Raw genomic sequence first — 13,581 nt, 5'->3', positions numbered from 1 at the left:
TCGCTATGCGGTTGGTCACGAGATACGGATCACAGGGTGCCGGGTCAGCCCGCCGACTCGGCCGCGTGCGGGCTCAGCACACCCATCGTCACCAGCACGATGATGACGATGCCGAGCGCGATCCGGTACCAGACGAACGGCATGAAGCTCTTGGTCGAGATGAACTTCATGAACCAGGCGATCACCGCGTAACCGACCGCGAAGGCGATGACCGTCGCGAAGATCGTCGGCCCCCACGAGACATGGCCGCCCTCGGTCGCGTCCTTGAGCTCGAACAGGCCGGAGGCGAGTACCGCGGGGATGGCGAGCAGGAAGGAGTAGCGGGCCGCGGCCTCTCGCTTGTAGCCCATGAACAGGCCGCCGCTGATGGTGGCGCCGGAGCGGGAGACGCCCGGGACGAGCGCCATGGCCTGGCAGACGCCGTAGATCAGCCCGTCCCGTACGCCCAGGTCCTCCAGGGCCTTGCGCTGCTTGGGCGCGCGGTGCCGGCCGCCGCTCTCGTCCCGTGCGGCGAGCCGGTCGGCGACGCCCAGGACGATGCCCATGCCGATCAGCATCGTCGCGGTGATCCGCAGATCGCGGAACGGCCCCTCGATCTGGTCCTTCAGCGTCACGCCGAGCACACCGATCGGGATCGAGCCGACGATGACCAGCCAGCCCATGCGCGCGTCGGGGTCGCTGCGCAGCGCCTTGTTCGTGAGCGAGCGCGTCCACGCCGAAATGATCCGCCCGATGTCCTTGCGGAAGTAGATCAGCACGGCGGCCTCCGTGCCGATCTGGGTGATCGCGGTGAAGGCCGCGCCCGGGTCCTTCCAGCCCGAGAAGGCCGCCGTCAGCCGCAGGTGCGCGCTGGAGGAGACGGGGAGGAACTCGGTCAGCCCCTGGACGAGTCCGAGGATGAGTGATTCGAACCAAGACATGAGGTAGCGGAGTCCAAGTGCCGATCGTGGAACGGACGACGGGCGCACCGGGCCGCCGGGTGCGATGACCGGGGGATCAGGTGTGCCGAGGGGGAAGCGTAGCGTCCCCGGACGGCCGCTCGGACACAGGGGTTTGGCAGATGCCCCGCGGTAGGGCGGGATCAGGCCGCCGTCGGTCCGGTCACCGTCCAGCCGGGCGCCTGGGGACGGGCCGTGAGGTCCTCGTGGCGCACCTCGTCGCCGCAGGCCCGGCAGGTGACGACCGGGGTGAGCTCCCGCCCGCAGGAGTGCTCCACGACCATCGGGCGGTCGCCGTCCGTCCGCAGGTGGCGGTCGCCCCAGGCCATGAGGGTCATCAGCACCGGCTCCAGTTCCAGCCCGGCCCGGGTGGGCCGGTACTCGAAGCGCCGCGGGCGCTCGCTGTAGGGCTGCTTGACCAGGATCCCGGCGTCGACGAGCCGGCGCAGCCGCGTGGCGAGGATGTCGCGCGGTGCGCCGATGTTCCGCACCAACTGGTCGAACCGGCCGTTGCCGAGGCACACCTCCCGCAGCACGAGCAGGGAGTGCTTCTCGCCGACGAGGGCCAGGGTGTCGGCGATGGAGCAGGGGCGCGGGTCTTTGCTGGCGGCCATGGAGCCCAGTCTAGGAGAGGGTTGGAATTTCCAACCAACAGGGCTACGGTGAGTTCGGATTTCCTACTCACCGGTAGTCGTGGAGGCCCGCACCATGCGTGACGCAGTCATCGTCGAAGCCGTACGCACCCCGATCGGCAAGGGCAAGCCGAACGGCGCCCTCGCGCACGTCCACCCGGTGGAGCTCCTCGCCCACACCCTGCGCACTCTCGTCGAACGCTCCGGCGTCGATCCGGCGCTGATCGACGACGTCATCGGCGGCACCGTCGACCAGGTCGGCGAGCAGGCCATGAACACCACCCGCTACGCCGCCCTGTCCGCGGGCTTCCCGGAGTCGGTGCCCGCGACCACCGTGGACCGCCAGTGCGGCTCCTCCCAGCAGGCCGTGCACTTCGCGGCGCAGGGCGTCCTCTCGGGCGCGTACGACGTCGTCGCGGCCTGCGGGGTCGAGTCGATGAGCCGGGTGCCGATGTGGTCGAACGTGCCGGAGGGCAAGGACCCCTTCGGACCCGGGATCGCCGAGCGCTACCCCGAGGGGCTCGTCCCGCAGGGCATCAGCGCCGAGCTCATCGCCGCCAAGTGGTCGATCGGCCGCGAGCGGATGGACGACTTCGCCGTCTCGTCGCACCGGAAGGCCGCCGCGGCCTGGGAAAGCGGGCTCTTCGACGCCGAGGTCGCGCCCCTGGAAGGCGTCGCGCGCGACGAATGCGTACGGCCCGGCAGCACCACCGAGGTCCTCGCCGGCCTCAAGCCCGCCTACCACGACCCCGGCTTCGCCGAACGCTTCCCGCAGATCGAGTGGAACGTCACGGCGGGAAACGCCAGCCCCGTCAACGACGGCGCCTCGGCGGTGCTCATCACCTCCAGCGAGACGGCGGCCCGTCTCGGCCTGCGCCCGCTCGCCCGGCTGCACAGCTTCGCCGTCACCGGCTCCGACCCGCTGCTGATGCTCACGGGCGTCGTCCCGGCGACCGAGAAGGTGCTGCGCAGGGCGTCGCTGACCCTCGACGACATCGACCTGTTCGAAGTCAACGAGGCGTTCGCGGCCGTCGTACTGGCCTGGCAGCAGGAGACCGGTGCCGACCTCGCCCGGGTCAACGTGCACGGCGGCGCCATCGCGCTCGGCCATCCGCTCGGCGCCAGCGGCACCCGGCTGACGACGACGCTGGTGCACGCGATGCGGGAACGGGGCGCCCGGTACGCGCTCCAGACCATGTGCGAGGCGGGCGGGCTCGCCAACGCCATGGTGCTGGAACGGGTGTGAGCCGGGCGGGTGTAACGGTCCGTCAGAGCCGGCGCAGGCGGTGCCGCTTGCGCCAGGCAACCACCACGCCCGCCAGCGCGGGCAGGGCGATGCAGGCCAGGGCGATCAGGAAGGCGGGGGACGTCGGGGCGGAGGCGCGGGCGCCGGCGACGACGTACGCGGCGGTGTTCGGGATCGAGCCGAGGCCCGTCGCCAGCAGGAACGGCAGCAGGCCCATGCGGGAGACCGAGGCACAGTAGTTCGCGGCCCAGAACGGCACACCGGGGAACAGCCGCACCGCCAGCATCGAGCGGAAGCCGTGCCGGCTGAGCTGGCCGTCCGCGGCCTTCAGCCAGCGCCCGCGCAGCAGCGGCCGCAGGGCGTCCTGCCCCAGCGCCCGGCCCAGGCAGAAGGCGATCCCGGCACCGAGCACCGTGCCCGCCAGCGCCACGCCGATGCCCAGCTGCGAACCGAACAGCGCCCCCGCCGCGAGGTTCAGCAGCGGCCTCGGCACGAACGCCACCGTGCACACGCCGTACGCCACCGCGAACACCACCGCCGCCATGGCTCCGCCGAGCTGCGGTGGCCACCCCTGCGTCAGCAGCCGCTGCGGCTCGAACAGCAGCACGCCGCACGCACCGGCGGCGAGCAGCGCGACGAGCAGGGACAGCCTCGACCACGGGGAGAGCAGAACTCTCGTGCAGCGAGCGGCGAAACCGGTGGACGGGACGGGCGAGGCGGTCGGTGCCGAGGGGACGGCGACGGCGAGCTCCGCGGTGCTGGCCCGGGGAGAGGCCGTGGCGGTGCCCCCAGAGCGGGTGGTGGCATCGAGCATCCGGTGACACTAACCGACAAATGTGTGTGATCGCCGTATGGTTCGTCTCACGAGCGTCACAGGTGGCCGGGCGCAACCGCCGCGCGGACCGGGCGAAAACCATTCGACGTGCGGTAAAGCGTCGGCAATGATCTGACTCATGTTCCGGCACGCCTTCACCCTCGCAGCATCCGTGGTCACGGATGCCCCGAAGGCTGCCGTCGCCGTTCTCACGGCCGTTGCCGACGGCGCCCGAAGCTGACCCTCTCCGGTTCCTCCGGCGGACCCCGCAAGGGGAGGGTCGGACAGGTCCTCGGGGTCCCACTTCATGACGAGACGCTTCGAGGTACAGCCATGTCCAAGACGGCCTACGTCCGCACGAAACCGCACCTCAACATCGGCACGATGGGTCATGTCGACCACGGAAAGACCACCCTGACCGCCGCCATCACCAAGGTCCTCGCCGAACGCGGCACCGGCACGTTCGTGCCTTTCGACCGGATCGACCGGGCGCCCGAGGAGGCGGCGCGCGGCATCACCATCAACATCGCGCACGTCGAGTACGAGACCGACACCCGGCACTACGCGCACGTCGACATGCCCGGCCACGCCGACTACGTCAAGAACATGGTCACCGGCGCCGCGCAGCTCGACGGGGCGATCCTCGTGGTCTCCGCGCTGGACGGGATCATGCCGCAGACCGCCGAGCACGTGCTGCTCGCCCGGCAGGTGGGCGTCGACCACATCGTGGTCGCCCTCAACAAGTCCGACGCGGGTGACGAGGAGCTGACCGACCTGGTCGAGCTGGAGGTGCGCGACCTGCTCACCGCGCACGGCTACGGCGGTGACTCCGTACCCGTCGTACGCGTCTCGGGACTGAAGGCGCTGGAGGGGGACCCGCGCTGGACGGCCTCGATCGAGGCGCTGCTCGACGCGGTGGACACGTATGTGCCGATGCCGGAGCGGTATCTGGACGCGCCGTTCCTGTTGTCCGTCGAAAACGTGCTGACCATCACCGGGCGGGGGACCGTGGTCACCGGTGCGGTGGAGCGGGGCACGGTGCGGGTCGGGGACAAGGCCGAGGTGCTCGGGGCCGGCGTCGAGACGGTGGTCACGGGGCTGGAGACCTTCGGCAAGCCGATGGAGGAGGCGCAGGCCGGGGACAACGTGGCGCTGCTGCTGCGGGGGGTTCCCCGGGACGCTGTCCGGCGGGGGCACGTGGTGGCTGCGCCGGGGAGTGTGGTGCCGAGTCGCCGTTTCGCGGCGCGGGTGTATGTGCTGTCCGCGCGTGAGGGGGGTCGTACGACGCCGGTGTTGACCGGGTACCGGCCGCAGTTCTATATCCGCACGGCGGATGTGGTGGGGGACGTCGACCTCGGTGAGGCGGCTGTGGCGCGGCCCGGGGACACGGTGGTCATGACTGTGGAGTTGGGGCGGGAGGTGCCGTTGGAGCCGGGACTCGGGTTTGCCATTCGTGAGGGTGGGCGGACTGTGGGGGCCGGGACCGTGACCGTGGTGGGTTGACGTCGTCGGGGGACCGCGGGGCCGTCGTGGCTGGTCGCGCCCGCGCGGCGGAGCCGCATATCGACACGGCCCGCGCCCCTGATGGGGCGCCGCACCACAGGCACAATGAGATGGTGAACGAGCCCATCCCCGTGACCCGCGACGTCGATCACGGAACCGCCAAGCTGATGCCCGACATCGACCGGGAACGGGCCTGGCTGCTGACCGTCGACGGGGCGCCGCAGTCGTATGTCGATCTGGATGAGCCGACGCATCTGGAGTTCGAGTACGCGCGGCGGCTCGGGCATGTGCTGGACGTGGTCGCGGAGCCGTTGCGTGCGCTGGAGGTGGTGCATCTCGGTGGAGGCGCGCTCACGCTGCCGCGGTACGTGGCCGTGACCCGGCCGGGGTCCCGGCAGGACGTCGTCGAGGCCGATCGGGGGCTGCTGGAGCTGGTGGCCGGGCATCTGCCGTTGCCGGAGGGGGCCCGGGTGGCGCTGCACGCGGCGGACGCCCGGAGGTGGCTGGAGAAAGCCGTCGGGGGCTCGGCCGACGTGATCGTCGCCGATGTGTTCGGCGGCTCGCGGGTTCCGGCGCATCTCACGTCCGTCGCCTATGTGCGGGAGGCCGCACGGGTCCTGCGGGGGAGTGGGATCTACCTCGCCAATCTCGCCGATGCGGCGCCCTTCGCCTTCCTGCGGTCCCAACTCGCCACCCTGGCCACCGCGTTCGAGGACCTCGTGCTGATCGCCGAGCCGGGGGTGCTGCGAGGGCGGCGGTTCGGGAACGCGGTGCTGGTTGCCGGGCACGAGCCCGTCGACGTCGCCGCCCTGTCGCGGCTCATGGCCGCCGACGCCTTTCCGGCCCGGGTCGAACACGGCGCCGCTCTGCGGGAGTTCATCGGAGACGCGCGGCCGGTGCGGGACGAGGACGCCGTGCCGTCACCCGAGCCCCCCGACGGGTCGTTCGGTATCGGCTGACGCGTGCTCCGTGCCGCCCCGGGCCACCGGTGTGGTCCGGAGCCGCAGGTTGCGCACGTCCGGTACGCACAGCGCGGCCGCCGTGACCAGGACCACCAGGCCGGCGCAGCCCCACAGCGCGGCCGTACGGCCGAACGCCTCCTCGGCGGGACCCGCCGCGGCCGTGGCGAGCGGTACCAGCGCCACCGAGCCGAACCAGTCGTACGCCGAGACGCGGGAGAGCTTGTCCTCCGGGATCTCCTGGTGCAGGGCCGTCATCCAGGACACGCCGAACACCTCGATCGTGGCGCCGGCGACGAACATCACCACGTACAGGACGCCGATCGGCACCGGGACGGCGAGTGCGGCCGAGGGCAGGGCCAGGGGGAACACGCAGAGGGTGCCGGCGAGGAGCAGGCGGCGGGGTTTCCAGCGGGTCATCAGCACGGCCCCGGCGACGGTGCCCGCCCCGAACGCGCCCAGGGCGAGGCCCCAGGGGCCCGCGCCGCCGAGGTGGTCGCGGGCGACGAGCGGGCCGTACACGGCGTCGGCGGCGGCGACGACCGCGTTGGCGATCGAGAACTGGACGACGACGGCCCACAGCCAGGCCCGGCCGGAGAACTCCCGCCAGCCCTCCCGCAGATCGGCGAGCAGACCGCCACCCGGTGCGCGCGGTGGGATGTGGCCGACGTCGAGGAAGGCCCGCAGCGCACCGGCGACGGCGAAGGCCGCCGCGTCCGCCGCGAGCACCCAGCCGGGCCCGATCGCGGCGACCATGGCACCGCCGACCGCGGCACCGCCCAGGGCCGCGCCCTGCATCGCCATCCGGAACACCGCGAACGCGCGGCCCGCCTGCTCGCCCGAGACCGAGGACATCAGCATGCCCTCGGCGGCCGGGCCGAAGAAGGCCTGGCCGGTGCCGCCGAGGGCGGCGAGCAGCATCATCTGCCACAGCCGGGGGTCCCCGGTCAGCACGAGGGCGGCGAAGGCGGCCTGGGAGAGGCAGTTCAGGGCGTTGGCCGCCACCATCACGCGGTGACGGGGCAACCGGTCCGCGACGGCGCCGCCGATCAGCAGGAACAGCACCAGGGGGAGCGTCCGCGCCGCCGCGACCAAGCCGACGTCACCGCCGTCGCCGCCCGTTTCGAGGACGGCGAACGCCGCGGCGACCAGGGCGCCCTGGCTGCCCAGGTTGGTGACGACCGCGGCGGCGGTCAGCAGGGAGTAGTTGCGCCCCGCCCAGTCGGGCCGACGGGGGCTTCGGGCGGTGGCGGTGGGAGTGGTGGGGGACGTCACCGGCCGACTATCACCGCCTGGAGCCCGTCCTGCCAAACCATTTGCGAGGGTCCCCAGGTCCCGTGGAGCCGGGCCCGCTTCCCGCCCGAGGCAGGCCCGTTCGGTTCCCGGGTCAGCCTCCGGTCGGCTCGCCGTGCAGCCGGACGGTGCTCAGGATCTTCATGATGGTCTCCTTGGGCACCTCGCCCTTGACGCCCTTGGCCCCGTAGAAGCTCCACGCGACGAAGTCGCCCGCCGAGTTCTTGAAGCCGAACGTGACCGCCTTGCCGTCGCTCGCGCACTTGCCCTTGTCGGGCGTGTTCTCCGACCACGCCCAGGCGACGCTGCCCTTGACGCCCGCGGCGGTGGTGTAGGGCACGGCCTTCTCGTCGGTCTTGACGCTCTTCTTGTCCGGCTGCGTGTAGCCGCCGTACACCCACCAGGCCACCTGGTTGACCGCGACCTCGTCGGTGTTCTTGGCGCCGTCCGCGCCCTTGGTGCCCGCTCCGGCCAGGGCCTCGCTCTCGGTCCTGCCGTCCTTGTTGTCGTCGCTCGTGCACCACTCGGACTTGTAGAACGCCGGCGCCGACATGAGGATGAGCGGCTTGCCGTCGTCGGACTTCTCGTCCTCGAAGAAGACGGACGACGTCGGAGACGCCACCTCCCAGTCCGCCGGGACGTCGAAGGCCGTGCCCCACTTGGGGTTGACGACGACCTTCCAGCCCTTGACCGTGGGCTGAGCCTCCTCGCCGCCACGGGGGTTGTCGCCCGTGGCGGGCGCGCTCGGCTCCGCGGACGGGCTCGCCGGCGCCGTGGTCTTCGTGCTGTCGCCCTTGCCGCCGTCCGCCGTGTCGTCCTTGTCGCCGCCCAGCACCAGGAAGCCGGTGACGCCGGCGGCCACGACGACCGCCGTGGCGGCGATGATCGCGACCAGCTTCGTCCGGTTGCCGCCACCGCCCTGCGGGGGCCGGGGCGCGCCGGCCGGCCCGGGGGCACCCCATTGCGGCTGCTGTCCGTAGGGGTTGGGCTGCTGCTGATAACCCGGCTGCTGGTACGGGTTCGGCTGCTGGTACCCCGGCTGCTGATACGGGTTGCTCGCTTGCGGGTTCTGCTCGCCCCCGGGCGGCTGCTGTCCTGGCCACATGGGCAGCAACCCTAGCCGCGCTCCGGACACGATTCGGTCACTGCCCGTGGACGGAGCCGTAGCAACCCGGGAACGGGGCGGCGCGGTGGGGGCGAGACCGGTGCGGCGGTCGTCACACGGGCCTGGCCAGCCCTCTCTACTCGTGAGTAACATGCGGCCATGAGCGCAGACCAGATGTCCATCGGCGAGATGCTCGCCGCCACGGTGCCCATGGCCCGGACCCTCAACCTCGAGTTTCTCGAGACGACGCCGGAGCGGGCGGTGGTGTCCCTGCCGGACCAGGGCGAGTACCACAACCACGTGGGCGGGCCGCACGCCGGGGCGATGTTCACGCTCGGCGAGTCCGCGAGCGGGGCGATCGTGCTGGCCGCGTTCGGGGAGCAGCTCTCGCGCGCCGTGCCGCTCGCCGTCAGCGCCGAGATCTCCTACAAGAAGCTGGCGATGGGGGCGGTCACCGCGACCGCGACCCTCGGTCGTCCGGCCGCCGAGGTCGTCGCGGAACTGGACGCCGGTGAGCGCCCCGAGTTCCCGGTGGCGATCGCCATCCAGCGGGCCGACGGTGCCGTGACCGGCGAGATGACCGTCGTGTGGACGCTGCGTCCCAACGGCTGACCCGGCTGTCGTGTGCGGGGCCCCGGCCGAGTGCCGGGGCTCTCGCGTGTCAGGCCGCGATGTCCCGCTGCGCGGGGCGCGCGCCGTCGAGGTCCGCGACGAACGCCTTGAGCCAGGCCACGAACTCCGGCCCCAGGTCGGGCCGGTCGCAGGCCAGCCGGACCACCGTGCGCAGGTAGTCGGCCTTGTCGCCGGTGTCGTAGCGCAGGCCCTTGAAGACGACTCCGTGCACCGTGCCGCCCGCGGCCAGTTCCTGGAGGGCGTCCGTCAGCTGGATCTCGCCGCCCCGGCCCGGCGGGGTGCGCTCGAGGATGCCGAAGACGGCAGGGTCGAGGACGTAGCGCCCGATGACGGCGTAGCGGCTCGGCGCGTCCTGCCGGGCCGGCTTCTCGACCAGGCCGGTGACGCGGACGACGTCCTCCTCGCCGGTCGGTTCCACGGCCGCGCAGCCGTAGAGGTGGATCTGCTCCGGCGGGACCTCCAGCAGGGCGACCACGTTGCCGAGCCGGCGGTCGCGGACCTCGAGCATCCGGCTGAGCAGGGTCTCGCGCGGGTCGATCAGGTCGTCGCCGAGGAGGACCGCGAAGGGCTGGTCGCCGACGTGCCGGCGGGCGCACAGCACGGCGTGGCCGAGGCCGAGCGGGTCGCCCTGCCGGATGTGGTGGATGCTCGCCAGCCGCGCCGGGTCGCGCACCGCGTCCAGCCGCACGGTGTCGCCCTTGGCCGCGAGAGTCTGCTCCAGCTCGAAGGCGTGGTCGAAGTGGTCCTCGATGGCCCGCTTGTGCCGGCCGGTGACCATCAAAACGTCGTCCAGTCCCGCCGCTGCCGCCTCCTCGACGACGTACTGGATGGCCGGCTTGTCGACGACCGGCAGCATCTCCTTGGGTGTCGCCTTCGTGGCGGGCAGGAAGCGGGTGCCGAGACCGGCGGCCGGGACGACCGCCTTGCGGACGGTGCGGACGGTGCGGCGGGCGTGGGTGACCTGGGTGGAAAGGTGGGGGGCGATCATGCGGCCCATGCTGGAGGGCGGAGATGAGAGCGCGCCGAGAACCACATGGGAGCGGGCTGTGGAGTTGGAGATTTCGTGGACCAACAGCCTTTGGGTGCACACAACTTGAGGTCCAACGCGGCGGCGTCTTCGAAAGCGGGTGCGGATACCGCCGGTAACATATCTGAATTCGCCTCGTTTTGAACCCGGGTCATCCGAACTCCTTGTTGCCTGTCAGTCGTATGTGCGAAAGTGAGCCGCCTCACAGCCGAGTCCGCAGCTGACGCGGCATAGGTATGCACCAATCACGCACTTGCTTTCCGACGGACGCGCAATTCCCATGCCGTCCTGCGGCTGGAAGGAAATGGTTCAGTGCAATCCCCCTACCCCCCACGCCCGCCGTACGCGCCACGCCCCGGAACGGGGCCCGCGGATTCCGATCGCAATCTCCTCGCCCGGGTCGGCGATCCCCATGAAGGCCCGCGCGCCGCCGCGCTGTTGCTGGCCCGGCACTGGCGCGCGGCGTACGAATACGCCGTGATCTGCCTGGCCTCCCCGCAGGATTCGGCGTCGATGGCGGCCGCCGCCGCGTTCCGCAGGGAACTCGCCCGGCCGGGCGGCGGCGCCCTGCGCCCGCGGCTGCTGGCGGCCGTACGGGACACGGTCGGGGAGTGGGCCGCCGACGACGGCATTTCGGGAGTGCTGCCGGAACTCCGCAAAACCGTCGGCGCCCGCGGTCTGCGTGCCGCGCGGTCCACGACACCGGAAAGGCGGCGGCTGGCCGAGCGCGCATTCCTGGCCCTTCCGGGGGCTTCCCAATGCCTGCTCTGGCACACGGAGGTCGAGGCCGAGCCCATATCCGTACCGGCCGGTCTCCTGGGAGTGGACGTCCGTACCGCGTCGAACGCGCTGGGGCAGGCGCGCGAGCAATTCCGGGCGGGCTGCGTCCGGGCCCACCGGGAACTCGCGCCGACGCAGGAATGCCGCTTCTACAACCGTCTGCTGGATGTTCCGATGCGCCGCGGCGGAGCCCTGCTGCCGGATGTGCAACGGCATCTGATGGTCTGCCGCTACTGCCGGCACGCCGCCGAACAACTCAGCCATTTCGAGGGCGGGTTGGAGGACCTGCTCGTCGAGACCGTGCTCGGCTGGGGTGCCCGCCGCTACCTCGAATCACGGCCGGGCCGCGACGGGGGCCGGGGCGCCCTGCCGGCGGGCCCCGCCGGTGGCCGCCACCGGCTCCGGGCCCGCCCCCTGCCGGCGGGCGGCCGGCTCGGGCCGTCGAGGAGACACACGAAGGCGCTGGCCGCCGCGGTCGGGGTGACCTCCCTCGTGCTGCTCGCGACGCTGCTGGCCGCCAGGGGCTGGACGGAGGAGGGCGGCACGGTCGCTCCCCAGGCCACCTGGGGAGCGGTCAGCGGCCACTCCGTCGACCCGGAATCCGCCGGAACCTCCTCGGCCGGCCTCCCGTCGGCCGCGTCCGCCGGGCACCCCGCCGAAGTGGCCCGCGGACGGCTGCGCAACCTCGACGCCGGCCTGTGCCTCGACGTCCGGGGCGGCCGGGCCCGGGCCGACGCCCGCGCCGTGCTGGCCTCCTGCTCCGCCGCGTCCCTCCAGTGGTCGTACCAGGACGACGGCATGCTGCGCAGCGCCGCCGACCCCACTCTCTGCCTCGGCTCCGACACCGCCGAGGGCTCGGTCGTCCTGGCCGGCTGCCTCGGGCACGCCGGAGTGGTGCGCTACGACCTCACCGTGCGCGGCGAACTCCTGCCGCGTGGCGCCAAGGGGCTGGCCGTCGCCCATGGCAAGGGCCGGAACGTGATCGTCGCCGGGCGCGACGGATCCGAGGCGCAGCGATGGGCGCTGGAACCGGAGGTCGCTGCCGGGGGCGGCGCGGGGGAGCCGGGGAAGCGGCGGGGGCAGGACGCGCCTCGGAAGAGCGGTCAGAAGGAGAGCCGCTGGGAGAAGGAGCCGTACGACGACGCCCCGCCCGGGCATCGGCCGGAGCCCCCGCGGAGCAAGTCCGGGGAACTGCCGCAGGGGCAGTACCAAACGCGGTTCGCCCAGGCGGACTGCTGCGACACGGGCGAACCGGGACGGGGCGACACCGGCGCGCCCGGCACCGACGTACTCGGTCCGGCGCCCCACACCGACGCCCTCGTTTCGGCGCCGGCCACCGTGACCAGGGCCGTGACGACGGCGGTTCACTCCGCCGCGCTGCGGTAGACCGGGCCTTCGGACCGACTCCGCCGGGTCACGCAGCCCGGGTCCCGAGGGCGGGCCCTCCAGGACTGCGCCGGGTCACGCCGCCCGGACACCGTGGGCTTGGCTCCGGCGTCTCCAGCGGGGGCATACGGACCTGTTCCGGGCGGGTCGGGTTTCCGGCTCACAGGCCGGGTCGGCCGGGGCGGTTCCGGAGGCTGTCCCGACCCCGGGTGTCACCCGCGTGGGCGGCCCGGCTTGTTCGCGGGGTCGGGTTCCCGCTGTCCCCGCCTCGGGTGCCACCCGCAGGGGCGGTCCGGCCTGTCCCCCGGTGGGGCTTTCCGGTGTCACCGGCCCGGTCGGCCGGGCCCGCTCCCGGGGCTGCCCCCCGAGGGGCTCCGGCGTCACCCCCGAGGTCGCCCGTCGTGTCACCCGGTCGGGTGGCCCGCCTCCCGGCCCCCGGCGAGTGGTTCCCCGGGGCCGTCGGTGGCGTCCGGAGATGGTGTCAGCCGTTCTGGCGCATGGGAGGAGCGGCTGATCGAGGCCGTGACGGCGGCCAACCCGCGCACCACCGTCGTCCTCAACACCTCGTCCGCCACGGCGATGCCGTGGCCGGAGCGCACCGGCGCGGTGCTCCAGATGCACTACCCGGGCCCAAAGGGCGCCGCCACCGCCGCCGTCCTGTTCGGCGACCGGGTGCCGCCTCACCCAGAGCTTCCCGGCCGGCGACGATCACCACCCCGTCGCCGGGGACCCCCGCCGCTACCCGGGCGTCGGCGGCACCGAACACAAAGGGCCTCCACGTCGGCCACCGCTGGTACGACGCCGAGAACGTACGGCCGCTGTTCCCCTTCGGCCACGGACTGTCGTACACGTCCTTCGCCTACGCGGACCCGGACGCGCGCTGGACGGCCGACGGCCACGACGTCGCCTTCACGGTCCGCAACACCGGCCCGCGCGACAGCGTGGACGTGCCGCAGGTGTAGGCGGGACCCTCCCCGGACCTCCCGCTCGACCAGCCGGTCCGCGTGCTGGCCGGGTACCGGCGGCTCACCCGGCGGGCCGGGGAGCAGCGGCGGGTCACCGTGCGCCTCGAGCCGCGGACGCTGTCTCCTGGGACCCGAAGACCCGCGACTGGGTGCTCGGCACCGGATCGCGCCCCCTGTGGTTCGGGGCGTCGTCACGGGATCTGCGGCTGCGGCTGCGGACGAGCGTACCGGTGGGCGGCTGACGCGGCGCGTCCCGCACAGCGGGTGACGCATGGCCGGGAGGCGCTCGGCATCGAACCG

At 72.7% G+C, this 13,581-nt stretch carries 12 protein-coding genes; 6 read left to right on the top strand and 6 right to left on the bottom strand.

Annotation, left to right across the window (positions count from 1 at the left end):
- Nucleotides 1-44: 44 nt before the first annotated feature.
- Both V8690_RS05975 and V8690_RS05970 read right to left on the bottom strand, forming a co-directional pair.
- Nucleotides 45-920, bottom strand: a complete 876-nt coding sequence (locus tag V8690_RS05975) for an undecaprenyl-diphosphate phosphatase (RefSeq protein WP_338776268.1) — start codon at nucleotides 918-920, stop codon at nucleotides 45-47.
- A gap of 161 nt (nucleotides 921-1,081) precedes the next feature.
- A complete protein-coding gene (locus V8690_RS05970) occupies nucleotides 1,082-1,552 on the bottom strand; it encodes a helix-turn-helix domain-containing protein (RefSeq protein ID WP_338776267.1) in 471 nt (156 codons plus the stop codon).
- A 94-nt stretch (nucleotides 1,553-1,646) separates the two neighbouring features.
- On the opposite strand from V8690_RS05970, the gene V8690_RS05965 reads away from it, so the two are divergent.
- Nucleotides 1,647-2,816 (top strand): thiolase family protein, encoded by a 1,170-nt coding sequence (locus tag V8690_RS05965; RefSeq protein ID WP_338776266.1) that lies wholly within the window; start codon nucleotides 1,647-1,649, stop codon nucleotides 2,814-2,816.
- Nucleotides 2,817-2,838: 22 nt separating this feature from the next.
- Here V8690_RS05965 and V8690_RS05960 read toward each other — a convergent pair whose 3' ends face one another.
- Entirely contained in the window at nucleotides 2,839-3,630 is a 792-nt protein-coding gene (locus tag V8690_RS05960; protein WP_338776265.1) for a TVP38/TMEM64 family protein, read from the bottom strand.
- Nucleotides 3,631-3,963: 333 nt separating this feature from the next.
- On the opposite strand from V8690_RS05960, the gene tuf reads away from it, so the two are divergent.
- Both tuf and V8690_RS05950 read left to right on the top strand, forming a co-directional pair.
- A complete protein-coding gene (gene tuf, locus V8690_RS05955) occupies nucleotides 3,964-5,133 on the top strand; it encodes an elongation factor Tu (protein ID WP_338776264.1) in 1,170 nt (389 codons plus the stop codon).
- Nucleotides 5,134-5,246: 113 nt separating this feature from the next.
- Nucleotides 5,247-6,092: a fused MFS/spermidine synthase gene (locus V8690_RS05950; protein WP_338776263.1), complete on the top strand. Its 846-nt coding sequence runs from the start codon at nucleotides 5,247-5,249 to the stop codon at nucleotides 6,090-6,092.
- On the opposite strand, the gene V8690_RS05945 is transcribed toward V8690_RS05950, so the two are convergent.
- Nucleotides 6,054-7,367 (bottom strand): MFS transporter, encoded by a 1,314-nt coding sequence (locus V8690_RS05945; RefSeq protein ID WP_338776262.1) that lies wholly within the window; start codon nucleotides 7,365-7,367, stop codon nucleotides 6,054-6,056. The genes V8690_RS05950 and V8690_RS05945 overlap by 39 nt on opposite strands.
- A gap of 112 nt (nucleotides 7,368-7,479) precedes the next feature.
- A complete protein-coding gene (locus tag V8690_RS05940) occupies nucleotides 7,480-8,490 on the bottom strand; it encodes a hypothetical protein (protein ID WP_338776261.1) in 1,011 nt (336 codons plus the stop codon).
- Nucleotides 8,491-8,649: 159 nt separating this feature from the next.
- On the opposite strand from V8690_RS05940, the gene V8690_RS05935 reads away from it, so the two are divergent.
- Entirely contained in the window at nucleotides 8,650-9,102 is a 453-nt protein-coding gene (locus V8690_RS05935) for a DUF4442 domain-containing protein (RefSeq protein WP_338776260.1), read from the top strand.
- A 49-nt stretch (nucleotides 9,103-9,151) separates the two neighbouring features.
- Here the strand turns inward: V8690_RS05935 and galU are convergent, their stop codons facing one another.
- Nucleotides 9,152-10,111, bottom strand: a complete 960-nt coding sequence (galU, locus tag V8690_RS05930; RefSeq protein WP_338776259.1) for a UTP--glucose-1-phosphate uridylyltransferase GalU — start codon at nucleotides 10,109-10,111, stop codon at nucleotides 9,152-9,154.
- 351 nt (nucleotides 10,112-10,462) lie between these two features.
- On the opposite strand from galU, the gene V8690_RS05925 reads away from it, so the two are divergent.
- Both V8690_RS05925 and V8690_RS05920 read left to right on the top strand, forming a co-directional pair.
- Complete coding sequence (locus tag V8690_RS05925) at nucleotides 10,463-12,316, top strand: RICIN domain-containing protein (RefSeq protein WP_338776258.1); 1,854 nt, start codon at nucleotides 10,463-10,465, stop codon at nucleotides 12,314-12,316.
- 93 nt (nucleotides 12,317-12,409) lie between these two features.
- Nucleotides 12,410-13,549, top strand: coding sequence for a glycoside hydrolase family 3 C-terminal domain-containing protein (locus V8690_RS05920; RefSeq protein ID WP_338785261.1), 1,140 nt, complete (start codon nucleotides 12,410-12,412; stop codon nucleotides 13,547-13,549).
- The last annotated feature ends 32 nt before the right edge of the window (nucleotides 13,550-13,581 follow it).

Origin of the sequence: Streptomyces sp. DG1A-41 (genome assembly GCF_037055355.1) — a bacterium.
Classification (GTDB): domain Bacteria; phylum Actinomycetota; class Actinomycetes; order Streptomycetales; family Streptomycetaceae; genus Streptomyces.
This window is presented reverse-complemented; position numbering and strand designations above follow the sequence as displayed.